General features: G+C 43.8%; 21 protein-coding genes. 11 read left to right on the top strand and 10 right to left on the bottom strand.

From position 1 onward, the window contains the following. Nucleotides 1–52 precede the first annotated feature (52 nt). A complete protein-coding gene (locus tag VHA01S_RS04560; protein ID WP_023403178.1) occupies nucleotides 53–1,048 on the top strand; it encodes a zinc-binding alcohol dehydrogenase family protein in 996 nt (331 codons plus the stop codon). 97 nt (nucleotides 1,049–1,145) lie between these two features. Here the strand turns inward: VHA01S_RS04560 and cydC are convergent, their stop codons facing one another. From cydC to VHA01S_RS04525, 7 genes are all read right to left on the bottom strand, one after another. Further along, nucleotides 1,146–2,882 carry a heme ABC transporter ATP-binding protein/permease CydC gene (cydC, locus tag VHA01S_RS04555; protein WP_023403177.1) on the bottom strand — a complete coding sequence of 579 codons (1,737 nt, stop codon included), beginning with the start codon at nucleotides 2,880–2,882 and terminating at the stop codon, nucleotides 1,146–1,148. Further along, entirely contained in the window at nucleotides 2,875–4,653 is a 1,779-nt protein-coding gene (gene cydD / locus VHA01S_RS04550; RefSeq protein WP_023403176.1) for a heme ABC transporter permease/ATP-binding protein CydD, read from the bottom strand. The genes cydC and cydD overlap by 8 nt, the downstream gene beginning before the upstream one ends. A 109-nt stretch (nucleotides 4,654–4,762) precedes the next feature. Continuing rightward, nucleotides 4,763–5,719, bottom strand: coding sequence for a thioredoxin-disulfide reductase (gene trxB, locus VHA01S_RS04545; RefSeq protein ID WP_023403175.1), 957 nt, complete (start codon nucleotides 5,717–5,719; stop codon nucleotides 4,763–4,765). A 170-nt stretch (nucleotides 5,720–5,889) separates the two neighbouring features. Continuing rightward, nucleotides 5,890–6,531, bottom strand: a complete 642-nt coding sequence (locus tag VHA01S_RS04540) for a SanA/YdcF family protein (protein ID WP_119006016.1) — start codon at nucleotides 6,529–6,531, stop codon at nucleotides 5,890–5,892. A gap of 149 nt (nucleotides 6,532–6,680) precedes the next feature. Beyond that, a complete protein-coding gene (locus VHA01S_RS04535) occupies nucleotides 6,681–8,369 on the bottom strand; it encodes an NAD-dependent malic enzyme (protein WP_023403173.1) in 1,689 nt (562 codons plus the stop codon). 243 nt (nucleotides 8,370–8,612) lie between these two features. Further along, nucleotides 8,613–8,981, bottom strand: a complete 369-nt coding sequence (locus VHA01S_RS04530; protein WP_023403172.1) for a helix-turn-helix domain-containing transcriptional regulator — start codon at nucleotides 8,979–8,981, stop codon at nucleotides 8,613–8,615. 194 nt (nucleotides 8,982–9,175) lie between these two features. Then, nucleotides 9,176–9,664 carry an META domain-containing protein gene (locus VHA01S_RS04525; protein WP_039970157.1) on the bottom strand — a complete coding sequence of 163 codons (489 nt, stop codon included), beginning with the start codon at nucleotides 9,662–9,664 and terminating at the stop codon, nucleotides 9,176–9,178. Between the two features lie 156 nt (nucleotides 9,665–9,820). On the opposite strand from VHA01S_RS04525, the gene VHA01S_RS04520 reads away from it, so the two are divergent. Further along, nucleotides 9,821–10,072: a DUF1289 domain-containing protein gene (locus tag VHA01S_RS04520; RefSeq protein WP_023403170.1), complete on the top strand. Its 252-nt coding sequence runs from the start codon at nucleotides 9,821–9,823 to the stop codon at nucleotides 10,070–10,072. 176 nt (nucleotides 10,073–10,248) lie between these two features. Here VHA01S_RS04520 and rplY read toward each other — a convergent pair whose 3' ends face one another. Together rplY and radD are read right to left on the bottom strand one after the other, a co-directional pair. Continuing rightward, nucleotides 10,249–10,527, bottom strand: a complete 279-nt coding sequence (gene rplY / locus VHA01S_RS04515) for a 50S ribosomal protein L25 (RefSeq protein WP_021712865.1) — start codon at nucleotides 10,525–10,527, stop codon at nucleotides 10,249–10,251. 176 nt (nucleotides 10,528–10,703) lie between these two features. Further along, entirely contained in the window at nucleotides 10,704–12,440 is a 1,737-nt protein-coding gene (radD, locus tag VHA01S_RS04510; protein ID WP_023403169.1) for a DNA repair helicase RadD, read from the bottom strand. Between the two features lie 190 nt (nucleotides 12,441–12,630). Between radD and rsuA the strand changes: the two genes are divergently transcribed. From rsuA to VHA01S_RS04495, 3 genes are read left to right on the top strand one after another with little or no spacing between them, the layout of a single operon-like run. Next, nucleotides 12,631–13,338: a 16S rRNA pseudouridine(516) synthase RsuA gene (gene rsuA / locus VHA01S_RS04505; protein WP_023403168.1), complete on the top strand. Its 708-nt coding sequence runs from the start codon at nucleotides 12,631–12,633 to the stop codon at nucleotides 13,336–13,338. 5 nt (nucleotides 13,339–13,343) lie between these two features. Next, nucleotides 13,344–14,537 carry a Bcr/CflA family multidrug efflux MFS transporter gene (locus tag VHA01S_RS04500; protein ID WP_039970173.1) on the top strand — a complete coding sequence of 398 codons (1,194 nt, stop codon included), beginning with the start codon at nucleotides 13,344–13,346 and terminating at the stop codon, nucleotides 14,535–14,537. Next, a complete protein-coding gene (locus VHA01S_RS04495; RefSeq protein ID WP_023403166.1) occupies nucleotides 14,534–15,223 on the top strand; it encodes a DUF2913 family protein in 690 nt (229 codons plus the stop codon). Before VHA01S_RS04500 ends, VHA01S_RS04495 begins: the two co-directional genes overlap by 4 nt. 57 nt (nucleotides 15,224–15,280) lie before the next feature. Here VHA01S_RS04495 and VHA01S_RS04490 read toward each other — a convergent pair whose 3' ends face one another. After that, nucleotides 15,281–16,708: a DUF2867 domain-containing protein gene (locus VHA01S_RS04490; RefSeq protein WP_023403165.1), complete on the bottom strand. Its 1,428-nt coding sequence runs from the start codon at nucleotides 16,706–16,708 to the stop codon at nucleotides 15,281–15,283. Between the two features lie 168 nt (nucleotides 16,709–16,876). Between VHA01S_RS04490 and VHA01S_RS04485 the strand changes: the two genes are divergently transcribed. The 6 genes from VHA01S_RS04485 (at nucleotide 16,877) to VHA01S_RS04460 (ending at nucleotide 26,235) form a co-directional block, all read left to right on the top strand. Then, nucleotides 16,877–17,548, top strand: coding sequence for an ABC transporter ATP-binding protein (locus tag VHA01S_RS04485; protein WP_023403164.1), 672 nt, complete (start codon nucleotides 16,877–16,879; stop codon nucleotides 17,546–17,548). Further along, the gene (locus tag VHA01S_RS04480; protein ID WP_023403163.1) at nucleotides 17,529–19,982 is read left to right on the top strand and encodes an ABC transporter permease; all 2,454 of its coding nucleotides are present in this window, start codon (nucleotides 17,529–17,531) and stop codon (nucleotides 19,980–19,982) included. Before VHA01S_RS04485 ends, VHA01S_RS04480 begins: the two co-directional genes overlap by 20 nt. 8 nt (nucleotides 19,983–19,990) lie before the next feature. After that, nucleotides 19,991–21,106 carry a lipocalin-like domain-containing protein gene (locus VHA01S_RS04475; RefSeq protein ID WP_023403162.1) on the top strand — a complete coding sequence of 372 codons (1,116 nt, stop codon included), beginning with the start codon at nucleotides 19,991–19,993 and terminating at the stop codon, nucleotides 21,104–21,106. A gap of 457 nt (nucleotides 21,107–21,563) precedes the next feature. Next, nucleotides 21,564–22,742 (top strand): Na+/H+ antiporter NhaA, encoded by a 1,179-nt coding sequence (gene nhaA / locus VHA01S_RS04470; RefSeq protein ID WP_039970153.1) that lies wholly within the window; start codon nucleotides 21,564–21,566, stop codon nucleotides 22,740–22,742. 490 nt (nucleotides 22,743–23,232) lie between these two features. Beyond that, the gene (gene psrA, locus VHA01S_RS04465) at nucleotides 23,233–23,886 is read left to right on the top strand and encodes a TetR family transcriptional repressor PsrA (protein ID WP_023403160.1); all 654 of its coding nucleotides are present in this window, start codon (nucleotides 23,233–23,235) and stop codon (nucleotides 23,884–23,886) included. A gap of 60 nt (nucleotides 23,887–23,946) precedes the next feature. After that, a complete protein-coding gene (locus tag VHA01S_RS04460; RefSeq protein ID WP_023403159.1) occupies nucleotides 23,947–26,235 on the top strand; it encodes an acyl-CoA dehydrogenase in 2,289 nt (762 codons plus the stop codon). Nucleotides 26,236–26,362 lie beyond the last annotated feature (127 nt).

The following is a 26,362-nucleotide window of genomic DNA, read 5'->3' as shown; positions in this document are numbered from 1 at the left end:
GTGTCAATTAAACTGGTTGTATAGTTGATCATATGTACATGGAGAAATAACGATGAAAGCAATTGGGTATCAAGTTAATTTACCTATCGATGCAGAACAGTCCTTACAAGACATTACATTAGATAAACCATCTGTAGCCGGACGCGATATCTTAGTAAAAGTACAAGCGGTATCCGTCAATCCGGTAGATACCAAAATTCGCGCCAATGTTGCGCCTAAATCAGGTTATAAGATCATCGGTTGGGATGCTGTTGGCGTGGTGGATGAAGTGGGTGATAAGGTCTCTTTGTTTAAGGTTGGCGATTTGGTGTGGTATGCCGGAGATCTGAATCGCTCTGGCACCAACGCAGAATATCAGCTGGTGGATGAGCGTATTGTCAGTAAAGCACCGACCTCGGTGAGTGTGGCGCAAGCGGCGGCTTTACCATTGACCAGTTTAACCGCGTGGGAAATGCTGTTTGATCGCATACAAGTAGATACCAGTGCTAATAAAACCTTATTGATTATCGGTGCGGCAGGTGGGGTGGGTTCGATTATGGTGCAGTTGGCGAAAAAGCTTACCAAGCTTAAAGTCATTGCTACCGCTTCGCGCCCTGAATCTGTGCAGTGGTTACAGTCACTTGGCGCGGATCAAGTCATCGACCACAACAAATCAATGAGTGAACAATTAGGCATGAAAGATTGCATTGATTATGTGGTGAGTTTGAACAATACCGAACAACATATGCCAGAGGTGGTGACGCTAATTAAACCGCAAGGTAAGTTTGGTTTAATTGATGATCCTATGACATTTGATATTCGCGCTTTAAAAGCAAAAAGTATCTCATTGCATTGGGAGTTTATGTACACCCGTTCGATGTTTGAAACCGGCGATATGCAGACTCAGCATGATATCTTAGCCAATGTGGCAAAAATGATAGATGATAAGCAGATCACCACCACGCTCGGTGAGCATTTTGGCACTATCAATGCGCAGAACTTAAAGCGAGCTCATGCACTTTTAGAATCGCAACAAGCGCGGGGCAAGATAGTGTTAGAGGGCTTCTAAGTATTGCGTTATTGCTGCGCTACAACGTGATTAAAAACAAAAAGCCCCGTTTACTGTTGATAAGTAGACGGGGCTTTAGTTTGTGTCAGTCGCTATTTTATAGAGACTGATGTAACTGATAAAAACGACCTTGCTGTTTTAGCAGGGCGTTATATTGTCCTTGTTCAACAATTTCGCCTTGCTCAAGAATCACTATGTTATCCATTTGACTTAGGCCGACTAAACGGTGCGTAACAAAAATCACGGTTTTGTCTTGGTAGTGCTTCTCTAACAATGACATGATTTGTGATTCGGTTGAGCGATCTAAGCCTTCTGTGGGTTCGTCTAACAGTAGGATAGGGGCGTTATGTAATATGCCACGCGCAATACCAATGCGACGTTTCTCTCCGCCAGACAGTTGACGACCGCCATCACCTAACCATTGTCCAAGCCCAGGCTCTTGCATTAAGTACTCAAGTCCAACGTTTGACAATGTGCTTGCTAATTTTTCATCAGTCGCATCAGGTTTTGCGATTAATAGGTTATCGCGCAAGGTGCCGTTCAAAATATCGACCCGCTGACTTACTACAGAGATAAGACTGCGTAATTCAGATTCTGATAGAGAAGTTAACGGCTGTCCGGCAACATTGATTTGCCCTTGCTTCACATCCCAGTAGCGGGTAAGTAGTTGAATTAACGTTGATTTACCGCTACCAGTTTTACCTAAAATGGCTACTTTATTGCCCTTGGCAATGTTTAAAGACAGCTCTTTCACTGCTAAAGGAGAGTGCTGTTCATCGCTATAACCAAACGAGATGTTGTTAAATTGAATGGCATCGTCTTGATCAAAGCGAGCGCGAGGCTCAGAGTAGTTGGCAAACTGCACTTCTGGCTCTGCGCCAATCACTTCGTTAAGGCGTCTAGCTGAGGCAAGAGTTTGCCCTAAGTATTGGAAAGCACCGGCAATAGGCATTAGCAATTCGACGCTTGCCAGCGTGGCAAATACCACTAACGCAATTAATGGGCTTGGCCCTGTAGCGCCAACGCCATCAGCGGACATCCACAGGATCAAAATCAGGGTAAAGCCACTGGCCATTAATAGTAGGGCATTGGCAAGACCTGTAATATGCGCATTGATGGCTTGATTACTCATCAGTGCCATTTGCGCTTGATCTATTTTCTCGCGGTAACGTTTTTCTGCGCCAAATAACAGCAGTTCGTTGTGTCCTTCAATCCAATCTAAGGCGCGAATACGTAGGTCGGCGCGGTTTTGCGTCAGTTTATGACCATTGCCTTTACCAAGCTTGTAAAACAATACCGGCCACACCAAGACTAAGGTCATGAGTATCACGCCAAGCGTTAAACCAATATCGCGATCAAACCAAATAAGAAAGCCTGATAAACAGAAGATTCCCAAAATGCTCAGAATCACTGGACTCACTAAGCGCAGGTAAACGTGATCCATTGCTGAAACGTCTGCAATCAAACGGTTTAACAGATCCGCGTCTCGAAGTACGCCAATACGGCCTGGGATCAATGGCGTAAGTTTTTGATAAAAATACACACGCAAATCAGTCAGCAATTTAAAGGTCGCGTTGTGCGAGACTACACGTTCACCCCAACGACCCGCGGTGCGTCCCATGGCAAAGCCTCTTACGGCGCCGCCCGGTAACATATAGTTAAAGGTTTCGCGAGCGATTGTCAGTCCTGCCACTGCCGCCGCCGATAAGAACCAGCCAGATAGTGTTAATAGACCAATGGAAGCAAATAGGGTTAGAAAACCCAAGATCATACCTAACGATAGGCCAAACCAATGTTTTTTATAAAGTTTAAGGTAGGGCAGTAACTCACGCATCGATATCGCCTCCCAATCCTTGTTGCTGCTGATTTAACATTTTCTCGAAGGTGCCTTGGTGTTGTAACTCTGCAAAAGTGCCTTGCTGGGTGAGCTTGCCACTTTCTAAAACGAAGATGTGATCCATTACTTGTAAGTTATTTAATTGGTGAGTCACCATCAGTGCTGTTTTATCGACCAAGGCGCTTTGTAGACTTTGGTTAATCAGTGATTCACTGCGCGCATCTAAACTGGCGGTTGGCTCGTCAAGAAGCCAGAATTGACCGTCTTGCAACAATGCGCGGGCAAGGGCAATACGTTGTGCTTGACCCACAGACAATCCGCCTGAGCGATCCGATATAGGGTGTTCAAGTCCCAATCTATCGATGAACTCATCGGCATGCGCTTGTTTGATTTTTTGTTGCAGTTCTTGCTCAGTAAACGGTTTTTGCGCCAGATTTAGGTTATCAGCAATGGTGCCGTGTACTAGCAATGGGTTTTGTCCCACCCAGCTGACTAAGCCGCGATAGCTATCCAAATCCGCTTCGGCAAGCTCAATGCCATTAACTTGTAAGCTGCCTTGGTAAGGTAAAAAGCCAAGTAGGGCATTCATGAGCGAGGTTTTACCTGCGCCACTTGGGCCAACTAATGCCGTTTTTTGACCGTTTTGTAAGGTAAAGCTAATCGGGCCAACTAATACTTTGCCTTCAGCGCTCGTCACCACTAGATCGCGCGCTTCAATAACGCAGTGTGATTTTTTATCAATTGCTTGCTGGTTCTTCTGCTTTTGCTCTGGCTCTTCGATATTCAAAAACTCAACAATGCTTTCAGCTGCGCCAATCGCTTGTTGTTTGGCATGATAGAAAGTGCCTAAGTCGCGCAGTGGCTGATAAAACTCAGGGGCCAGAATTAAGATAAACAGACCGGTAAACAAGGTAACGCTAGTGCCGTAGTGACCAAAGTTAAGCTCACCGATAAAGGTAAAACCAAAGTACACCGCGGTTAAGGCGATAGAAATTGAGGTGAAAAATTCCAATACCGCTGACGATAAAAAGGCAATTTTTAACACGCTCATAGTGCGTTCTCGAAAGACTTCCGATGCGGCGTGTAACTGCTCTTTTTCGTCAGCAGCTCTATCAAACAAGCGAATGGTAGTCATTGCTTGCAGTCGGTCATAGAAATGCCCAGATAAGCGCTGTAAGGCTTTGAAGTTTTTGCGGTTAGCGTCAGCGGCGCGTTTGCCCACCAAAGCCATGAAAAAAGGAATAAGAGGCGCAGTCAGTAAGAAGATTAGGCCTGCAAGCCAGTTTTGCGGGAACACCACCACCAAAATCATCAACGGGACTAGCGTTGCCAGCGCCATTTGCGGTAGGTATTTAGCGAAGAAATCTTGCATCTCTTCCACTTGCTCAATCAGCATAGTACCCCAAGCACCAGCGGTTTTGCCTTTAATGTGTGCAGGGCCTAAACGGCGCATTTTATCAATGATCAGTCCGCGGATATAAACGCGAATTTGCTCACCGCTGCGATAGCCTGCAATTTCTCGTACCCATGCCAATAGACTGCGCACCACAACGGTTGCACCAAGGCCAACAAATAAGGGAATGAGCTCTGATTTATTTTGATGGCTGATGATCAAGCTATGCAGAATTTGTGCAATCAATGACGCTTGAACAATCAAGGTTATTGCCGAAGCAACGCCGGCTACCACAGTAAGGGTTAGCCATCGCTTTGCCAGTTTACTTTGCTGTTTTAGCCATCGGCTTAACTCGCTTTGCGTTTTCTTATCCATGAATTAGGTACTAAATGAGAATAATTTTGATTTGCAGAGTATATCGAAAAACGTCCACGGTTGTTACTCGTGGACGCTAAGATTTCAATACAAGAGGGTATTATTTAACTTAACTATCAATTTCATCAAGATAGCGTTCGGCATCAAGTGCCGCCATACAACCGGTACCAGCTGAAGTAATGGCTTGACGGTAGTGACTGTCCATTACATCACCTGCGGCAAAGACACCGGCAACACTCGTTTGAGTGGCGTTACCTGCAAGGCCAGAGTTGATCACAATGTAGTCGTGATTCATCTCTAGTTCCCCTTTAAAAATACCGGTATTTGGCTGATGACCAATGGCGATAAATGCGCCCATTACCGCGATGTCTTGCGTGGTGTCAGATTTGGTATCTTTGAGGCGCACACCTGTTACGCCCATATCATCGCCTAGCACTTCATCTAAGGTGCGATCAGTGTGCAAAACAATGTTGCCGGATTCTACTTTGTCCATTAGGCGCTTAATCAAAATCTTTTCCGCGCGGAATGAATCACGGCGATGCACAAGATGCACTTTAGCCGCAATATTAGATAGATAAAGCGCTTCTTCGACCGCGGTATTACCCCCCCCAACAACCGCGACTTCTTGATTGCGATAGAAGAAACCATCACAGGTGGCACAGGCGGATACGCCGCGGCCTTTAAAGGCTTCTTCTGATTCAAGACCGATGTATTTTGCCGAAGCACCGGTTGCAATAATTAAGGCGTCACAAGTAAATTCTTGGCTATCACCGATTAGGCGATACGGTTTTTGGCTAAGATCCACTTTATTGATGTGGTCAAAAATGATTTCAGTTTCAAATTTTTCGGCGTGCGCTTGCATGCGCTCCATTAATGCTGGGCCTGTTAAATCACTTGCATCACCGGGCCAGTTTTCTACCTCTGTGGTGGTGGTTAACTGTCCGCCTTGCTGCATACCTGTCACGATCACCGGATTAAGATTGGCGCGAGCCGCATAAATTGCCGCTGTGTATCCTGCAGGACCAGAGCCCAAGATAAGAAGTTTGCAGTGTTTAACATTGCTCATAAGTATTTGATCCTTTTTAATTCCGACTCGATTGTAGGTAATTAATGAGACGAATAGAATATGCTGATTATAGGTATATTGGTTCTAATTTTAAAAACTCAAGGATGGGTCAAGTTTTGTGAAAAACAATACCCTAATATGTGCGGTGGGACAGTCCCCATTATTGTCCGTTAACTCGACTCATTGTCGTCAGAATCATTACTCTTTGGTACAAATCTAGGCATGATTGGCCCATAGTCGTAAGTAGGTAACATGTTCAAAATAGACTGTTGCGGGCCCAAAAACTTAGGTTGTGTGTTGATAATGTATAGGTCGAGCATGGCTTTGGTTCGAGCAAACACTTCTCTAAATCGCACATTAAACCAAGACGACGGCATAGGAGAAGGCACCCCTAAACACACCGCATCTACATCGTAATAGTTGGCAATAAACAGTGCTCGGTCACAATGGAAAGTCTGGGTAACGATAATAAAATCATCCAGATTAAAAATCTGCTTGGCGCGTACTACCGAATCTAAGGTTCGAAATCCAGCATAATCTAAGAAAATTTGTTGTTCAGGAATACCTGCGGCAAGTAAGTCTCTCTTCATCGTCCAAGGCTCATTGTATGAACGATGGGCGTTATCACCGCTTAACAAAAATCCGCGCACTTTATTTTGTTTGTAAAGTTCGATGGCGGCATTAATGCGATAGGTGTAGTAAGGATTGCGTGTTCTGCCAATGTATTTGCTTGTACCTAAGATAAGGGCAATGTCTTTTTCTGGCGTCGATTTCACCTGTTTGTAAATGTGACCTTTAGCCTGATAGCTCATCCAAAAATCCACTGAGCTAAGCAGTAAAATGATCGACAAACCAATCGCCCCTCCGAGGAGTACGAGTACTTTTATCAGGTGCACGACAATGCGCCAAAGGGAGGTTTGGCGCCAATATTGCGTAAGTCTATCTCGGGTGCGTTTTATCACTAGAACGCGGTTCGTTTATAGCGACGGTATACTGGTTGCCAGAAATGGTTGTCGATGGATTCTTTAATTGCCTGATCGGTAATTTCTAACGCTACGCCTTGTTTTATAGCTTGTTTTGCGACGATAAAGGCGATTTTCTTCGATACGGAATGGATCTCCTCAAGCGGTGGCAATAGTGCGCCACTGCCTGTAATCGCCAGCGGTGAACACTCGGATAATGCTCGGCTAGATTCCATTAACATTTCATCGGTGATGCGTGATGCTGATACCGCCAACACGCCAAGTCCTATCCCAGGGAAGATGTAGCTGTTGTTACACTGCGCTATCTCGATGCGTTGTCCGTTAAGGATCACAGGAGCAAATGGGCTACCGGTTGCGACCAATGCTTGGCCTTGTGTCCATTCCAAAATGTCTTTTGGCACCGCTTCTACGCGACTGGTTGGATTCGATAATGGGAATACAATTGGGCGAGGGCAATGCTTATGCATCGCTTCTATCACTTGCTGACTGAATATCCCCGGCGCTCCCGATACGCCAATTAGCACAGTCGGCTTAGCATTTTCAACCACATCCAATAGTGAATAATCAGGACCTTCAGCTTGCCATTGACTTAGGTGCGAAGCTTTTTGCGCCAAAGGTTTTTGGAAGTCTAATAGGTTGTGCATACCATCTTGCAATAGGCCCCAACGGTCGACCATATAGACGCGCTCACGCGCCTTGTCTTCATCAAGCCCTTCAAGTTTCATTTGTGCCACTATTGCCTCAGCAATGCCGCAACCAGCAGAGCCTGCGCCAACAAAAGTGACGCGCTGCTCTGAAAGTTTACTGCCAGCAGCGTGACATGCCGCCATCAAAGAGCCGACAGTTACCGCTGCAGTACCTTGAATATCATCGTTAAAACAGCAGATGCGATTTTTGTAGCGTTTAAGCAGTGGCATGGCGTTTTTCTGCGCAAAGTCTTCAAACTGAATCAACGCATCCGGCCAGCGACGTTGCACCGCTTGGATAAACTCTTCAACAAACTCGTCGTATTCTGCGCCAGTAATACGAGGATGACGCCATCCCATATACATAGGATCAGCAAGACGTTGTGGGTTGTTGGTGCCAACATCTAACACTATCGGTAAGGTATAAGCAGGGCTGATACCGCCACATGCTGTGTATAAAGAGAGCTTACCAATAGGAATGCCCATACCGCCGATACCTTGGTCTCCCAGACCTAAGATACGTTCGCCATCGGTAACAACAATGACTTTTACATTGTGCGTTGAAGCGTTGTTAAGCAGATCGTCAATACGCTCTCTGTTTGAGTAAGAGATAAACAGACCACGTCCGCGACGGTAAATGTTAGAGAACTTTTCACAAGCCGCGCCAACCGTTGGCGTGTAGATGATTGGCATCATCTCAGTAATGTGGTTTTGCACTAAGCGATAAAAGAGCGTTTCGTTAGTATCTTGAATATTACGCAGGTAAATATGGCGATCCATATCGTTATCAAACTGCTGATATTGCTGATAAGCACGTTCGACTTGTTCAGCAATGGTTTCAGTATTCTCAGGCAACAAGCCATCGAGATTAAAGTAAGAGCGTTCAGCCGCAGTAAATGCGCTGCCTTTATTGAGTAAAGGCGTACTTAATAATGCAGGTCCTGCGTGTGGAATATACAGCGGTCTTTTATCGTTATTCATTATTTAACCTAGCTATTGGGAGAGGGCACGTAAGGGAAAAGGCATTGTAAAGTATCCCTTTTATAAATTGAACGCCATCAGGTTCATTTTTTGTCAAATGTAACAGTAAGATCTTAATAAATAGTGCGTTGTTGGAGATAAGTCGAGGTTTTTGTGGCACTGCGCAAGGTTTGCTATGAAAACAAGCATTTGGCTTCGGACTTTAGATCGCTAAATGCTCGGCGGACACTAGGGTATTGCGTTTTAAAGATGAGCCTCAGAATCGGTTTTTACAGTGAATGCGCCATGAGCTAATTGAACCAATGTATCAAATTTTGGTGAGGTTTTTGGGTTTAAAGCCTTATAAATACTCGGTCTGCTCTTAAGGTTGGTTTTGGCTTGCACTTTTTGCACCCCATATTCTTCGATATAACCTCGAATAGCCGCTTGTAATATATCAGGGCGATTTAGGGTGATTGAATCCCAAGCGGCTTGCTTGATGACCGCTTCCATGTCGTTGGTTGAAATCGTTTGCTGTGTTGCGGGTAGGTAATCACCATTATTTTGCGCAAGTTGTCGTAACTTGTTTGCGGATATCTGAGTATTACCCCAGTCAAGGTGTGAAACTTCCAAGGAAAATTCAGTGAAAGACTCGACGTTAGTAAATGCTGCAGATTGGAATATTTCAGTAAGATCCGCTTCCTGAGTTCTTTAACGCATATGTGTCTATAGCGGTGAGATCTTTGGTGTGAGAATGAAAGAGAGTCGCATTCAATATGACATAATGAATGCGACTCTCTACCAAGTGCGATTCTTCACTAAAGTAATTAATTAACCCAATCTTTGAGCGTAAACGTTAAGGTATGCTCTGGATTTTTTAGCTCTATTTCTTTCTCGGTTAAGGTCAGTTTGTTCCATTGTGTAAGAGATTTTAGGTATAACATCTCAGTAAGCATAATGTTGTCTGGGCACATTTTCATTGTGGCGCCGATTTGCTCAATGCGGAAATTATTGCCATCGAGTTCACTTTGGCCAAAAAAGTTATTGCAGCCAGCGGTGCCGTTGGCAGCCATTTTTTCTCCTATCTCGAGCGTTGGCGCACTGAAGTGCTCATCGACTCGCAATGGCTTGCCGTCTATTTTAGTGAGTACCCAATGATGATGTTGTAGGGTGCTTTCGCTGACTTGAATGTTTGTTGGTGCAGTTGACGTCATTTTTGCGTCTGAATTATCCGATGTTGCTGATTCATTGCTTCCCATTGTTGAACATGCAGAGATGAGTAGCGCTGAAGAAATAGCGACTGCTTTTTTGTACATTAATTGGCTCCAAAAGGGTGAATAAGTTATTTTAAGTGTATAACAAATAACAGAAAGCATGTCAGTAATAGGTGATAAGTTTCAGTGGCATGGTTTGAATAATGTTTGGCTTTGATAAATACTAATACATCGATTGGGCAGAATGAGGGAGACAAAATGGAGCAGTTAGACTTTTTTGATGTCCCTAGCCCTTGTATTGGCGTGTGTAGCTCGGACGATAAAGGGTATTGTCGGGGGTGTATGCGCAACAGGGATGAGCGCTTTGCTTGGCAGACGCTGTCTTGCGCCCAGAAAAAGCATGTGATTCGATTATGTCGGCAACGATATTTGCGTAAAGTGAAGAAGAATAGTTCAGCGGCGAATGCGCTAGAAGAGGCTGAGCAGAGTCAGCAGAGGGCATTATTCTGACTTAAAGTTGGTGTTTCTTCGGTTTAAGTTAGCAAAACCAAGTAAACAAAATAGCGAAAGCCCGATTGTTGGTAGCAATCGGGCTTTCTAATTTTTAAGAATCTACAGTTGGTAAGACCGAGTTCTTGGTATACGCAAAAGGTTGGATGTTATCCGATTAATTCCTTGGTAGGGAATTAGATGCGGATGAAGTCCATGTGCTCAACTTTTGGCTTGAACGCGTGACGTTGAACGTCTTGTGGCTTAACCTTAACTTCTGCGCCGTCGATCACAAGAGTGATTTCTTCGTAGAATTCTGGTTTGTCCATTTGGTTGATTACGTCAGAATGAACTAGCGCGATAGATACTGGCGCTGCTTCACCACCGTAAACGATTGCTGGGAATTGGCCAGCGTGACGTAGGCGGCGGCTCGCACCCTTACCTAGTTCAGTACGTACTACTGCTTCAAATTTCATAGTATTTACTCTCAAATTAGTAAAATAAAAAGGATTTTCATCAATCACTTAGCGACCTAGTATTGATGACGTTCGTTTAATAACGAGAAATCGTTAAAACGAGCGCGGATACTACCACTCTATAGGTCTATGAGCAATAGTCTGCGTGCGTATTTTAGCAGAATCGTCGCTAATAGTTACACAGAAAACTCATTGTCAAAGATCACATCTCTGAGTTTCCAAAAACGGCCGTCTTTTCGAGCAATAACAAATTTGGGTAATTTAAAGCGATGTTGCTGATTAACGACCTTGGTAGGGGATAATCCTTCAAACGGATGATGCTTGTCTGCTAAATGCAATTTTACAAAACGAGCGTGAAAGCTTTTCTTTTGCGCTGGGGTATTAAGATAATAAAAAGTGCTGACCTTATTACCACTTTCCCCAAGGTAAGCCACTTTCAGATAATTCTTACCTTTATTGTCTTTTGCCACCGCAAATTGCAGGTCGGTACATTCAAAAACCAGTGCATCTTTTAAGCTTAATGCTTCTTTTAACTTTTTATCAGGGTCGACCAATACCGCTTCACACTCATGGCAGATTCGGGCCGCAATATCATTGTCTGCGCCACATTCGCGGCAATACTTGGCTCGAAAGCGGTAATCACAGTGTTCTCGCTCGCCATCTTCATCTTCAAAATACCCTTGGCACTTTCTGCCATAGTGCTCGATGACAAAGCCATTATCCGCAGTTTTACCCCAAAAGTTATTATTAAAACCGCAAGCAGGACAGGGCACAGTGACGATTTCACTATCAGGGTCGGGCTTAGGAGCGCCGACTTCGGGTTGATATAGGTCATAACAGTTGCCCGCATATTCCAACACCAAACATTCAGTTTTTCCTTCCGATAAACGTAAACCTCGACCTATGATTTGTTGATATAAACTGATGGATTCGGTTGGACGAAGCACCGCAATTAAATCGACGTGCGGCGCATCAAAGCCTGTGGTGAGCACTGAAACATTGACCAAATATTTAAACTTTTGCTGTTTGAACTCGTCGATGATGCGATCGCGCTCTTTGGTATGGGTATCACCAATCACTATGGCGGCGTCCCCTTGCGGTAATAATGAAAACACCTCTTGCGCGTGTTTTACGGTTGCCGCGAAAATCATGATGCCTTTGCGTTTGTTGCCTAAAGTCATAATTTGATTGAGTATCTGCGGGGTAGCCCGTTTGGATTTTTCTATGACTAAATCCATATCCGATTCGCGATATCGACCCATATGCGTAGGGGATATTTCTGAAAAATCGTAACTAAACAGCGGCGCATCAATAATTTTAGCGGGGGTTAAAAACTCTTGGTCGAGCAAGTAACGAATAGGCAACTCAAACACGCAGTCTCTAAAAAAGCGCGGCTCTTCCGAGCGCACTTGTCCTCGAGTGTGATATTGATAAATCCAGCCTAATCCTAAGCGATAAGGCGTGGCGGTAAGCCCCAATATTTTTAAGTTTGGATTAAGCGATTGTAAATGGCTGATGACTTTTTGATAGCTGCTGTTTTTATCTTCAGGTACTCGGTGACATTCATCAATAACCAACAGTGAGAAGGGTTCATTAAAGGCCTCTAGATTTCTGGCGACCGATTGAACCGAGGCAAAGACAACTTGTTGCTCTGTCTCTTTACGACCTAATCCTGCTGCAAAAATGGCCCCTGTCAGCCCGTAGCTTTCATATTTAGCGTGGTTTTGCTCAACGAGTTCTTTAACGTGAGCCATGACCAGTACCTTACCGCGAGCCAGTCTTGCCAGTTCTGCAATCACTAAGCTTTTACCCGCTCCCGTAGGCAGTACAATCACTGCAGGTTCACTGCGCTTGCGAAAATAGTGTACAACGGCTTTAACTGAATCCGCTTGGTAGGGCCTAAGTTGGTACATAAAAAGAGGGTCTTTCCTAAAAAATTGAAGTTTGAGCTGTGCAAAACAGGTATACTAACGGACTTCCTATAAAAGGAATATCCCTCCTCAGTGTAACTTTTCTCTTTTACCGCAAACAAGCGTAATCGACGACAACGTATTATGTTGCATTGAGTGTAATCTCAACTCAAATAACGACTCCTAGGTAAAAATGCGTATAGATAAATACTTGTGTGATGGATTAGGTATTAGCCGCAAAGAAGCGACTAAACTGTTAAAAAGCGGCGCTGTGACGCTTGATGATGCGATGATCAAGTCAGGTTCGGTAAAGGTTAAAGAAGGCCAAACCGTGGCGTGGCAAGAGCGTCCCATTGTTTTGCGCGGCCCTCGCTATTTAATGATGAATAAACCAGAGGGCGTAGTTTGCTCCCATGAAGATGGTTTTAATCACACAGTGTTTGTTCTTATTGACGAAGTTCGCTATGAAGATTTGCATTTTGCTGGACGTTTAGATGTGGATACCACAGGGCTATTGCTGATTACCGATGACGGACAGTGGTCGCATCGCATTACTTCGCCAAAACACAAATGTGATAAAACCTACCGTGTTTGGCTTGCCGATCCTGTTCAAGATGATTATCAATCAAAAATTGCCGAAGGTATTTTACTGCGCAATGAGCGCGAGCCAACGCTACCTGCGCAAATGGAAGTCGTAGCAGAAAATGAAGTGTTGTTGACTATACATGAAGGTAAGTACCACCAAGTGAAGCGCATGTTTGCGGCTTTAGGCAATAAAGTAGTGGGCCTGCATCGTGAGCGTATTGGTAACATTACGTTAGATGAAAATTTAGAACTGGGTGAATATCGCGACTTAACAGAGCAGGAAATCAACTCCATTTTTGATAAGTCAGCAGGATAAGCATGATGACAAAACAGTCAGCGGTTCAGCTAAGTTTCACTATGTTTCTGGTGTTAGGGGCGATATCAGCATTAACGCCTCTGGCAATCGATATGTACTTACCTGCCATGCCCGCTATTGCGGATGACTTTGGCGTTATGCTGGGTGATGTACAAATCACGCTTACTATCTACACTCTGGGCTTTGCAATTGGCCAGCTATTTTATGGCCCGTTAGCCGATAGTATTGGTCGTAAACCTGTATTACTCGGTGGTGTAGGTCTATTTTTACTCGGTGCGATTGCCTGCACCTTTACCCAATCAATTGAAGTCTTGATTTGGGTGCGTTTGTTACAAGGCTTTGCTGGTGCGGCCGCCGCTTTGGTTATTCAAGCGGTGGTTCGAGATATGTTTGAAGCGGAAGACTTTGCTCGAACTATGTCGTTTATTACCTTAATCATGACCGTTGCACCTTTGGTGGCACCGTTAATTGGCGGTCATGTTTCGGTATTAATGGGCTGGAGAGCGGTATTTGCTATTTTGGCTATTTACGCCGCCATTATGTTAATTGCAATCAGTATTAAGATCCCTGAGACGTTAGCCAAAGAAAATCGGCAAGTGTTTCGTTTACGCACCTCGTTACGAAACTACGCACAACTGCTAAGAAACCGCCAAGCCATGGGGCTTATCATGTGTGGCGCATTCTCGTTTTCGGGCATGTTTGTATTTTTAACCGCAGGTTCGTTTGTCTATATTGATATCTACGGCGTTGCCCCGCAAGATTTTGGCTATTTATTTGGTTTGAACATTTTGACTTTAGTGCTGTTTACAACGTTAAACGGCAAAGTGGTTAAAAAGTACGGTTCTAACAAGATGATCATGTTTGGTTTGACCATTCAGTTGCTTGCCGGGCTAGGCTTAGTAGTGTGTTGGATTGCCGACCTTGGGTTGGCTTTCATTGTGCCTTGTGTGATGTTTTATGTCGGAACCATCTCCACAATTGGCAGTAATGGTATGGCATTGCTACTAAACAAATACCCAAATATGGCAGGCACAACATCATCTATGGCAGGCACTTTACGTTTTGGTTTGGGCGGATTGATCAGTTTTATCGTCACTTTGTTACCGGGCGAGAAGAGTTGGCCAATGTTGACTATGATGGGACTGTGCGCCGTCGCGTCCATCGTGATTTATAAAGTATATGGAGAAGTAAAACAGTGAGAAGCTACGCAGAGCAAATGTTAGAGCTTGTAGATATTGCGTTATTGGACATCCACCAAGAGCATCAATCTGGAAAATTAGCCGATACGCCGGTCAGCAACACTAACTTTTTATTGCGCTGGATTACTAAAAGTATCAAAGAAAAGCGTTTTGCGACTTTAATGGCAAAAGATCTGATTGCGTGGCAAAAGCTTGGTCGCAGTCAAGGCAGTAAGACGGCGCTCTATCAACGTTTTCAAACCTTGTCTGAATTTTATGGCATCTTCTTTGGTAAAGATAAAACCGTCAAGCCTGTGCTAGATAAGCAAATCGAGCAATTGATGGATGTGATGGAAGAGGCCGGTTGGAGCGTGACCAACGAATATGATTTAACTGAATCGGCAAAGAGTCAGGTATTTACTGACGGCGAAAGCTCATTTGTGCTGTGCGCGGATCAGTGTGAGTCATGTTTTGATGGCGGTGAGGAGCTCATGCGCCCGATGAGTTTTTATGTGCGTGGTAATCACACCCAGTTCATCGAAAAGGCATTGCAGTGTGGCATGATGCTGCACAAGCAAACGGACTATAAATCGAAAGTGAAATATCACGGAGAGTACCTGATTTACCCAAGTAATCAGGGCCCGATACTGGCGGAAATCCCCCTTGGATTTACCTTAGCTGAATATCAAGCTCAAGCTCAGTCTTAAGCAGCTGAAATATCAGCATAGTTTGTACAAGCTATGCTGATATTTGTTGTCACCGGGTTACGCCTTTCGGCAAATGGCTTTCACCATACCTTTAAAGATAAAAAGATGCGCAGGAAACATAGCGTACCAATAAAGCAGCCCTAAAAATCCTTTAGGATGCCACCAAGCCCGTACATCCAACTCTCTATAATCGCCATGATCAATGATGGTGCATTCAAGTCGTCCTAATCCTGGGCCTTTCATGCCAAACAGTAACGACAGAAACTGCTGATCTTTGATGCGTATTACTTTCCAAGAATCAATGTGATCGCCCAATTTTAATGTAGGGCCTTCTGGCGCTTGGCGTTTTGGACGACCTCCGCCAAAAAACACATCTAACCACTCACGAGTTCGCCAGAGAATATTAGCAAAGAAATACCCTTGTTGTGGGCTGCCTAGTTGAGTGACGATCTGCCATAACTCTTCGGCAGTTTTGTCGGTTTTAATGCTCGCGCCAGCCTGCTTGGGATAATACCCATATCCAGGTTGCCAACGCTGCAGAGCGCCGGGATCAAAGCCCCACACTTTGCCACGCGCAAATTCGTCTTCGCGGCTTAAGGTGTGATTAATCATTTCTTGATAAGAGTATAAATGTTGTGGAAAGCGCACACGTATTGCTTGCGAGTCGGCCACAAAGTCATGACTGAGCCCAGCAAGCAGTGCTCGTCCAACATTACTTGGGACAGACGTCACCATGCCAAGCCAGCGAGATGCCATTGACGGAGTCAGCAGGGGAGTCGCCAGTAAGCGATAGCGATTGTGGGTAGCGTGGCACAATACTTTAAATTGTTGTCGATAGCTTAAGGTATCAGGGCCGCCCACTTCATAGGATTGATTATCACTGGCCGCTTCTTGCACCAGTGACAGCAGATAATGATTAAGATTTTGCAAAGCGATAGGATTGGCTTTGGAGTCGACCCATTTGGGGGTAATAAGAATGGGTAGGTTGTAGACAAAGTCGCGCATGATTTCAAAAGCGGCCGAGCCCGGACCAATAATGACCCCAGCGCATAGCTCAACAATAGGAACAGGCGTGTTGCGCAGAATATTTCCTGTTTCCTTGCGAGCGTTAAGGTGTTCGGAGTAACCTGTTTGTGGTTGCAAAGAACTTAAATAGATCACTTGGCCGATGGTATTTTGTGTCAATGCAGCTGCAAAATGATGGGCCAAAGAAAGCTCATAATCCAAAAAATCATGGCCGTGATTCATACCATGCACTAAGAAGAAAACCGTGTCGAAATTATCAACAACTTGCAGTGTTTGCGGTTTATTTGCTAAGTCGAGTTGCGTAAATGTAAGATTGGGGTGAGAATTGATACGAGATTTTAATAATGTAGAGTTTCGCGCGCTGGCGGTGACTTGATGTCCTTGCTCCAATAATAGAGGCACAAGTTGCGATCCAACATAACCCGAGGCACCAACGACTAATACCTTTTTCTGTTTCATTCTCATTCCTACTTGGTTCTATCCTATAGATAAGAGTATACTAATCAGAGAAAACCCTCACTTTTTCATGGTCTTGTTGAAAAGAACATCACATTTTACTGAAGATAATCCAAATTATAGAAAATGCGCGAATTATATAAGTTTAAAATGGTTAAAAGGTAATCATAAATGTTGAGACTGGTAAATGTTAGCAAGGGATTTGTTGACGGTGGAGAATTTAATCCTGTATTACAGAGTGCTAATTTTACGATTAACCGAGGTGAACAGATTGCTCTTATGGGAGAATCGGGTGCAGGCAAAAGTACTTTGCTGAACTTGATTGCCGGCCTAGATAGAGTCGACTCTGGCGAAATTTGGTTTGACAAATATGACATGCACAATTTTAAAGAAAATAATCGCACTCGTTTTCGTCGCAATCAAATAGGGCACGTATTTCAACAATACAACCTATTAACCACACTTAACGTAGCGGACAACATTCGATTTTGCCGTCAATTGAAGGGATTACCCGAGAACAGTCAACTGTGGCGTCAAATTTTAGCGACGCTTGATCTTATGCCTCTGCTTGGTCGATACCCTGAAGAGTTATCAGGGGGTCAACAACAACGTGCGGCAATAGCGCGTGCGCTGTATATGGAACCTTCTATTTTATTGGCCGATGAACCAACAGGTAGCCTTGATGAAAAGAACGCAGAAGCGGTGATGCGCTTGCTTTCTTCTTTAACCAAAGAATTTAACTGTACCTTGCTGGTGGTTACCCACAGTGAGAAAGTGGCCTCTTTTATGGATAAGACAGCGCGTCTGCAAGGAGGGCAACTGCATGTTATGGCCCATAGCTAAAGCGCTACTTGGTCATTATAAAAGACACCCTTTGCAGATAATCTTAGTTTGGCTAGGACTCTCTCTGGGCATCTCTGTATTGGTCGGCGTTTTGGCGATCAATCAGCACGCACAGCTGTCGTACACTCATGGTGAGCGTCTCTTTTCCAACCCGATGCCTTACCGCATTCAATCAAAAAACAACTCCAACACGATTCCTCAAGGTTTTTACGTTCAAATTAGACGTGAAGGCTTTAGTCAATGTTTACCGTTCGACCTTTATCGTACTCAAACCAAAAAAGGTGCGGACATTCAATTGCTGGGTATTGATAGCCTAGCCACCGCAGAAGTCTTCTTCAGAAGTAATATTCTTGAAAACCCAATGCTAAGGCTGATGCAACAGCCGCACCCTGTATTGATAAATGAAACCTTTATGAAGTACATGGGCTGGCAAGAAGGGCAACAACTGGTGCTCTCTGACGGACAGGTATTAGGGCCGTTAGCCGTTGATCAGCAGCAATTGGTTAAAGGGTCTAACTTAGTCGTTGATATGGCGGTTACTCGTAAACTTCGCCAAGGTACTGGTTTTTCATTAATTGGTTGTGGGAATCTGAGCCAAGATAAGCTCGATAAAATTCGCACTATGCTTCCTAAGGGAGTGACATTACGTAAAAACACCCGCGCGGAATTGGTTTCGCTTACCGAAGCGTTCCACTTAAATCTTACTGCGATGGGAATGCTTTCGTTCTTGATTGGCTTATTTATTTTCTATCAAGCCATGTCACTTTCTTTTATACAAAGACAAACCGTAGTCGGGGTGTTACGCCAAATTGGGGTGTCAGGTTGGCAACTAATGGCAGCATTAGCATTAGAGCTGATTATTTTAGTCACCATCAGTTGGATCTCGGGCAACGTACTTGGCTTAATGCTGGCCAATAAGCTATTACCTGCAGTATCCATGAGTATTGGCGCTATTTATAACGCTAGTATCGATTTAGTGATTCATTGGCGCTGGTCATGGAGTGCGAAAAGTTTGTTAATGGCGTTTGTTGGGGTGTTACTGTCTTGTACTTGGCCTTTATTACGCCTGATTCGCTCGCAACCGATTCGTTTAACTGCGCGACTATCTTTGATTCGTTTTGCAGGAAAAGAGTTCTTCTGGCAAGCAGTACTGGCGGCAATTTGTCTGTTCCTTGCTGTATTTATTCTGCAATTTGGTGAAGGTATTTACGCCGGATTTACCATTTTGGCATTGATGCTGATTGGTATTGGCTTGATGGTGCCATACATCATTTTTGAGTTATTCACTTGTCTTTCTTATCGTTTGCATTGGGTTAAAGCGCGTTGGTTCTTCGCCGATGCAGCCGCTTCTATGAGCTATCGTGGCGTCGCTCTGATGGCCTTTATGTTAGCGATTACCGCCAACGTTGGTGTGGAAACTATGGTAGGTAGCTTTAGAGATACGACTGATAAATGGTTATCACAGCGCTTGGCTGCTGATGTGTACGTGCATCCAACGGCTAACTCTGCGCCACGAATGATTAAGTGGTTAGAGAAACAACCAGAAGTGAAAGAAGTATGGCAGCGTAGAGAAACAGAACTGGCCACCTTAGACGGTAACATTAACCTTGTCAGCAGTGGTCAAAGCAATGGCGAGAAAAGTTCGTTATCAGAAAAAGTCACTATTCCAAATTATTGGCACCATTTGCATCACTCACGCAGTGTCATGATCAGTGAGTCTATGTCTTTAAAACGCCATATTAGGGTGGGGGATTATATCTCGCTTCCCGCCCCAGTGGGACAACAGTGGCGAGTGGTAGGGGTGTATTACGATTATGGTAACCCTTATGATCAAGTGTTGTTATCTGAAAATAGTTGGCGACTGTTATTGCCCGGGCAAGGCAGTGTTGGCTTAGGGGTGGTGCTTAATGACAAATCGCAATCCGCTAACCTGACAGCAAAACTAGTGGATATCTACCGTACGCCGGCGGATAGGGTGGTGAATAACCATACTATTCATACGCAAGCATTGCGTATTTTTGATCGCACTTTCGGCATCACTGACACGCTGGGTAATTTAACGCTTATTGTTGCCGTATTTGGCATCTTCTTTGCCACGCTTGCCGGTGAAGCTTCACGTTTACATAACGTTGCATTGCTGCGCTGTCTTGGGGTTTCGGGTAAGGAGTTGGTCTTTGTTGGAGGGGCGCAACTGTTTGCCTTTGGTCTAGTATCAGCGTGTGTTGCTATTCCTTTAGGCATGGTATTGGCCAGTAATGTGGTCGAATTGATTTTGAAAAATACATTTGGTTGGAGCATGCAACTGCATGTCGTGCCATGGGATTATTTAGGGACATTGGCACTTACTGTGAGTGCACTAATGTTAGCGGGAGCCATTCCGGTGTTGCAAGTGATACGCCGTACTCCGATTAAGTCGCTTCGTGACGCGTTATAGAGTAACCAATGAGAAATGTCTTTAAGAAACGCCTTATTCTTTTGTTAGCCGGTTTATTGGTAATAGTGGTGATCGCTGGACTGATAACCCGTTACCATCTGGGTCAAAAACAAGCTCACCTTGAACAATTGGAAAAGATAGCTGAAGACGCGCAATCGACTTTTGAGCCGGTATTACCGAATAAGAAAGTGTCATTTCCGCAAGATTTTACTGTGCACCCAACCTACGAACAGGAAGTCTGGCGTTTTATCGCAACCGTTAAAGATGAGCAGGGTAACCCTTATTTAGTGCAATGGTTTTTGTTCCGTATTGCCATGTCTGAAATACAAGGTGTGAGTTGGGAATCGCCGCAAATTTACACCTCACAAGCGATTGTGACTACTCCAAACCAGATTTTCCTTGATCAACGTTTTGCTAGAGGTGGCATTGGTTTAGTGGGGATACGACAACGCCCTTATCAACTTTCTATTGATAATTGGTCTATTCGTTCTTTCTCTGAACAACCGATACCGGGTCGAATTTCGGTATTCACTGATCAATTTAAAGTGAATCTCACTACCGAGTTAATTCGTCCTTATGTCCCGTTAGGGCAAAACGGTTACCAAGTGACTCATGACTTAGCTTCTAGAGCATTATATGGCTATACCGCACCTTATATCCGAACATTTGGCGTTATCACGGTGGGAAATAAAAATATTAAGGTTGCAGGGCAAGCCTCCTTCAGCCAGATTTGGGGTACAGATATTCTTGGTAAAGGACAAAGTGGCTACAGCCACATGCTCTTTAGGCTGCAAGATGGACGAGTACTTTCGTTGGTAAAATCACGTCATCAAGACGAAGTTCAGCCGTACAGTTTTGGCAATTTATATACCCCTGATGGACAGCATGTAGCATTAACGAATGAAGATGTTGAAATACGTTCAGTGGGAACAACCACGCTAAGTAACGGTAAAATATTGCCGCTACAATGGGTGATTAACGTACCGAAATACAACATTCATTTGACCGCTCATAGTAATCGTTATGATCAATGGGCCAATCTATCTATCCCTTCGTGGTCTGGCAGAATACAAACAAATGGGAATATTAAAGCTGAAGGCTATTTGCAGTTGGTAGGCTACTGATCATCCGTCGTTCACTTCTATTTGTAACTTTTCTTTAGTGAAAGCTGAATCATATAACTCCTATGACGTGTTGTTCATATTGAGTAAAGGTTCAGCTCTCTTCTTAGGCTATCCAGGACGCAATGCAAAAAGAGTGTATTAACCCCTTTTAATAAGTTTAGCTTATCAAATGAATCAGTCTAAACTTGATCCACCTCTAACTTTGTAACATTGCTAACGCACACTTGCCGCTCAACATAGCGTCACTTTCAATATGCTAAACTAGTAGTAATACACATAATGATACATGTTGAGCGCACAATACGCCTATTTTGCTGTAATAATAAGCATCATCGATTTTACTTCGGAATTTCCGAGTTTTAAGGTCTGAACAATCGAATTTTATATAGTAGTTGTTCACTATAGACTTTGCCGCACTTAGTTGTGTGAGTCTAATCACAAGTGTAAAGGTTATAATATGAGTCAAATGTTGAAAGATTTTTTTAAGATGGAGTCGGCCGGTGGGGTGATTCTTGTGATCGCTGCTGCATTAGCTATGGTCGTTGCGAATAGCCCTCTTAATGAAGCTTATCAAGGCGCTCTACAGTCTTATGTTTTAGGTATGTCTGTTAGCCACTGGGTTAACGATGGCCTAATGGCGTTGTTCTTCCTACTGATTGGTTTGGAAGTTAAGCGTGAGCTTTTAGAAGGCGCGCTAAAATCTCGTGAAACGGCTATCTTCCCTGCGATTGCAGCGGTTGGTGGTATGGTTGCACCTGCTCTAGTTTATGTTCTGTTCAATATGGGCGACCCTGCGGCTCTTTCTGGATGGGCAATCCCTGCTGCAACAGATATCGCATTTGCTCTGGGTATCATGGCGTTATTGGGTAATCGCGTTCCTGTTAGTCTAAAAGTGTTCCTATTGGCACTGGCAATCATTGATGACTTAGGTGTGGTTGTTATTATCGCGCTGTTCTACAGCAGCGATCTGTCTACTATGGCATTGGCGGTTGGCTTTGCAATGACTGGCTTGCTGTTCTATCTCAACCACAAGAAAGTGACGTCACTAAAGTGGTATGCGCTAGTCGGTGCCATCTTATGGTTTGCTGTATTGAAATCTGGTGTACATGCAACGTTAGCTGGTGTGGTGATTGGTTTTGCGATTCCATTGAAAGGTAAGAAAGGCGAACATTCTCCTTTGAAACACCTTGAACATGCACTACACCCTTGGTCAGCGTTCTTCATTTTACCTATCTTTGCTTTTGCAAATGCCGGAGTATCCTTAGAAGGTATTTCATTATCTACACTAGGTTCAACATTACCTATGGGTATTGCATTAGGTCTATTGCTAGGTAAGCCACTGGGTATCTTCACTTTCAGCTGGCTTGCGGTGAAGTCGGGCGTTGCTAAACTGCCGACAGGGATTGATTTCCGCCATATCTTTGCAGTATCGGTGCTATGTGGTATAGGTTTCACCATGTCGATGTTTATTGCATCACTGGCATTTACTGGTGCAAACGCTGATTTCAACACTCACGCGCGCTTAGGGATCTTGATGGGATCATCTATTGCAGCAATTGTTGGTTACGTCTTGTTGAGCATTTCGCTTCCAAAAAAAACGCTAATGAACACGCAGGTTGAAGCAGAAGCTAAATAATCGAAACTGACATTTTATTGATACGAAGGAGAGCCTATGTGCTCTCCTTTTTTCGTTTTAACTCGTTGATTTTTGGCGTTGTGGTATGACTCAATTGTTTAAAAACAACGAATTCGATTTGTTTAGGTAAAAAAAAGCCCAATCAAAAGGACTGGGCATATACAAACATAGGAGTTAAAAAGAAATAACAGTGGACGTAACCAACATGAATACTGAAATTGTTTACAAGGTAAATTCATCTCACTTGTTGCTTACATAAGTAAGACTGGAAGTTTGAGAAAGAGTTCAATAAAAAACCATTTTTATTTCGAGGATATAGAGATATTTAGTTAACTGACTGATTTTAAATAATTTAATTTTTGATATTTATTTCCCTTTTTCGTTCTAAGATTTCCTTTAGTGATCTGGTCGTACCTGTTTGTATTTTATTGTTGATCTTGTGTTATTTAATTGTTAAATTCAAACGAGTGTTTAATACAGGTGATTGGATATGGGCGCAGGACTGGCGACAAAACAAAAGATTATTGAAGTTGCAGAGTCTTTGTTTGCACAGAAAGGCTTCAAAGATACCTCTCTTCGCGCGATCACTAGCCAAGCCAATGTCAATCTTGCTTCAGTGAATTATCATTTTGGTGATAAGAAAAGCCTCATTCGAGCCGTATTAAATCGATATCTGGAAGAGTTTATGCCGCAGTTAGAGCATGAATTGTTGCGTATAGAACAAAGTAATGATGTGTCTATGTACGATGTTTTTTACACGCTTAAATCCCCGCTAATTAATCTCGATAAAGAGTTTGATAAAGGTGCTAGCCGTTTTTTATTGCTAGTTGGCCGCGGGTATAGCGATGTACAAGGGCATCTTAGATGGTTTATCACCACACGTTATGGGCATGTACTGGATAAATTCAGTGATGCTGTGTGTAAGGCAAACCCACATTTAGATCAGCAAACGTTATTTTGGCGATTGCATTTCACGTTAGGTGCTTGCGTCTTTACGATGGCTTCCAGTGAAGCCTTGTTAGACATTGCCAATAGTGAGTTTGATGTTGATACCGATATTGAAGCCATGGTTGAACAGATAGTGCCGTTTTTGGCCTCTGGGATGAGCGCAAGCGATACCAATCTTAATACTGTAACCAGTTAACATGCTCGGTTAATGACTAGGATTGGGATTAATAAGTCTTATTAAGAGAAGGGAAAGGATATGACTTCTTACAGAAGAAAATGGGTAAGTGACCCTGCATTTAAAATGTTTAAAAAGGTATTACCACCTTTATCTGACACCGAACGCGAAGCCATGGAAGCGGGCAGTGTCTGGTGGGAAGGGGATTTGTTTTCAGGTGCGCCCGATTGGGAAAAATTGCACGCTTATCCAAAACCAACCCTGACGGCCGAAGAGCAGAGCTTTATTGATAATCAGGTTGAGACCCTGTTGGACATGATTGATGATTATCAAATTGTGCAAAAGGACAGAGACTTACCGAGTGAAGTTTGGGAGTACCTCAAAAAAGAACGTTTCTTCTCTTTGATGATCTCTAAACAATATGGTGGTCGTGAATTTTCTTCTTTAGCCAATTCAACTGTGGTGACTAAAATTGCTTCTCGTAGTATTAGTGCTGCGGTGACTGTGATGGTGCCAAACTCCTTAGGCCCAGGTGAATTACTGTCTCACTATGGTACGCAAGAACAAAAAGATTATTGGTTACCGCGACTTGCGGTAGGTACTGATATTCCATGTTTCGCTCTTACCGGGCCAGAAGCAGGCTCTGATGCGGGAGCGATCCCAGATACAGGTACGGTTTGTTATGGTGAGCATGACGGGCAAAAAGTATTAGGGATAAATCTGAGTTGGAACAAGCGTTATATTACTTTAGCCCCTGTAGCGACCGTATTGGGTTTGGCATTTAAACTCAATGACCCTGAGAACCTATTAGGTAAAGGCACTGAATTAGGTATTACTTGCGCTTTAATCCCTACTTCTCATTCCGGTGTTGAAAATGGTGAGCGTCACGATCCTTTAGGCTTGGCGTTTATGAATGGGCCCACACGTGGCGAGAACGTGTTTATTCCTATGGACTGGTTAATTGGTGGTGCGGACTACGCGGGTAAAGGATGGCGCATGTTGGTCGAGTGTCTTTCTGCTGGTCGCGGAATCTCATTGCCTGCATTAGGCACATCTATTGGGCATTTAACCGCCAAAACCACTGGCGCTTATTCGCTAGTACGTAAACAATTTGGTTTATCGATTGGACGCTTTGAGGGGGTTGCTGAAAGTTTAGGTCGTATTGGTGGCTTAGCTTATCTTCTAGAGGCGAGTCGTACACTGACCACTACTGCGTTAGATAGCGGTGAAAAACCGGGCATAGTGACGGCGATTGCCAAATATCATATGACGGAAATGGGACGTACTATTTTAAATGATTCCATGGATATTCACTCCGGTCGCGCAATACAACAAGGCCCAATGAACTATTTATCGCATCCTTATAGCGGTATTCCCGTCGCGATTACCGTAGAGGGCGCAAATATATTGACTCGAAACTTGATGATTTTTGGTCAAGGTGCAACACGATGTCATCCTTATGTGTTAAGTGAGATGGAACTGGCATCAGACCCTGATGTAGAAAACGCAGCCGCTAAGTTTGATACTTTATTGTTTAAACATATTGGGCATGCGACCAAAAATAGTTTAGGTGCGTTTGGTGCGGCGTTGACAGGGTCGGCGTTTATCTCATCACCGGTAGCCGGAAAAACTAAGTCGTATTACAAAGATATGACTCGTTTGAGTCGCGCGTTAGCAGTGAGTTCAGATTTTGCTATGTTAACCCTAGGCGGTGAGTTAAAGAGAAAAGAATTAATCTCAGCACGTTTGGGCGACTTATTAAGTTATCTGTATCTTGCCTCTGCGGCATTAAAACGTTATCAGGATGAAGGAGAGCAAGAGAAAGATCTGCCATTTTTACGATATGCAGTTGAGCATTGCTTGTATCAGGGGGCAAAATCTTTGCAAGAAGCGTATGACAACTTCCCTGTGCGTTGGGCAAAATACGTGATGAAGGGATTGATATTCCCATTAGGCAATCGTTTTGCACCGCCAAGTGATGATCTCACTTTACAAGTTGCGCGTTTATTAATGGAGCAAGGTGAGCATCGTGAGCGTTTGACCAAACTGTGTTATGTCAGCGATAAAGAAGACGATTCGGTGGGAATTATGGAACGTGCCTTTAGCGCCATGTTGTCTGTTGCGCCGATTGAGAAAAAGATCACTCAAGCAATCAAAGATAAGCGCATTGAGAAAAAACAGCCGCTGCAAGAAAAACTCAGCACAGCTAAGATGCTAGGCATTTTGACTCAAGAAGAAGTGAATAAAGTGTTAGAAGCCGACAAATTGCGTTATCGAGCAATACAAGTGGATCACTTTAGCCATGATTTTGACGAAGTGCGCACACAAAAACCAGCAGGTGTTCGCTCTGTTGATGATGATGCAGCGTAATACAGGCTTGCTTTCAGCAATAACGTAATAATGCTTGTCATCGTAATAGATAAATCCCGTAAACCTTAAGGTTACGGGATTTTTAATGTTTGATATAAAGCGAACAATATCTGATACCAATCACACT

The sequence above is a fragment of the Vibrio halioticoli NBRC 102217 genome, assembly GCF_000496695.1.
In the GTDB taxonomy this organism is placed as follows: Bacteria; Pseudomonadota; Gammaproteobacteria; order Enterobacterales; family Vibrionaceae; genus Vibrio; species Vibrio halioticoli.
This window is presented reverse-complemented; position numbering and strand designations above follow the sequence as displayed.

Excerpts from the sequence above, each read along its gene's own strand:
- VHA01S_RS04540 (WP_119006016.1), bottom strand. The coding sequence starts at position 6,531 with ATGAGCTATCAGGCTAAAGGTCACATTTACAAACAGGTGAAATCGACG.
- VHA01S_RS04520 (WP_023403170.1), top strand. The coding sequence starts at position 9,821 with ATGGAGCAGTTAGACTTTTTTGATGTCCCTAGCCCTTGTATTGGCGTG.
- VHA01S_RS04525 (WP_039970157.1), bottom strand. The coding sequence starts at position 9,664 with ATGTACAAAAAAGCAGTCGCTATTTCTTCAGCGCTACTCATCTCTGCA.
- radD (WP_023403169.1), bottom strand. The coding sequence starts at position 12,440 with ATGTACCAACTTAGGCCCTACCAAGCGGATTCAGTTAAAGCCGTTGTA.
- VHA01S_RS04485 (WP_023403164.1), top strand. The coding sequence starts at position 16,877 with ATGTTGAGACTGGTAAATGTTAGCAAGGGATTTGTTGACGGTGGAGAA.
- rsuA (WP_023403168.1), top strand. The coding sequence starts at position 12,631 with ATGCGTATAGATAAATACTTGTGTGATGGATTAGGTATTAGCCGCAAA.
- cydC (WP_023403177.1), bottom strand. The coding sequence starts at position 2,882 with ATGCGTGAGTTACTGCCCTACCTTAAACTTTATAAAAAACATTGGTTT.
- nhaA (WP_039970153.1), top strand. The coding sequence starts at position 21,564 with ATGAGTCAAATGTTGAAAGATTTTTTTAAGATGGAGTCGGCCGGTGGG.
- trxB (WP_023403175.1), bottom strand. The coding sequence starts at position 5,719 with ATGAGCAATGTTAAACACTGCAAACTTCTTATCTTGGGCTCTGGTCCT.
- cydD (WP_023403176.1), bottom strand. The coding sequence starts at position 4,653 with ATGGATAAGAAAACGCAAAGCGAGTTAAGCCGATGGCTAAAACAGCAA.
- VHA01S_RS04560 (WP_023403178.1), top strand. The coding sequence starts at position 53 with ATGAAAGCAATTGGGTATCAAGTTAATTTACCTATCGATGCAGAACAG.
- psrA (WP_023403160.1), top strand. The coding sequence starts at position 23,233 with ATGGGCGCAGGACTGGCGACAAAACAAAAGATTATTGAAGTTGCAGAG.
- VHA01S_RS04480 (WP_023403163.1), top strand. The coding sequence starts at position 17,529 with ATGTTATGGCCCATAGCTAAAGCGCTACTTGGTCATTATAAAAGACAC.
- VHA01S_RS04475 (WP_023403162.1), top strand. The coding sequence starts at position 19,991 with ATGAGAAATGTCTTTAAGAAACGCCTTATTCTTTTGTTAGCCGGTTTA.
- VHA01S_RS04490 (WP_023403165.1), bottom strand. The coding sequence starts at position 16,708 with ATGAAACAGAAAAAGGTATTAGTCGTTGGTGCCTCGGGTTATGTTGGA.
- VHA01S_RS04460 (WP_023403159.1), top strand. The coding sequence starts at position 23,947 with ATGACTTCTTACAGAAGAAAATGGGTAAGTGACCCTGCATTTAAAATG.
- VHA01S_RS04500 (WP_039970173.1), top strand. The coding sequence starts at position 13,344 with ATGACAAAACAGTCAGCGGTTCAGCTAAGTTTCACTATGTTTCTGGTG.
- rplY (WP_021712865.1), bottom strand. The coding sequence starts at position 10,527 with ATGAAATTTGAAGCAGTAGTACGTACTGAACTAGGTAAGGGTGCGAGC.
- VHA01S_RS04535 (WP_023403173.1), bottom strand. The coding sequence starts at position 8,369 with ATGAATAACGATAAAAGACCGCTGTATATTCCACACGCAGGACCTGCA.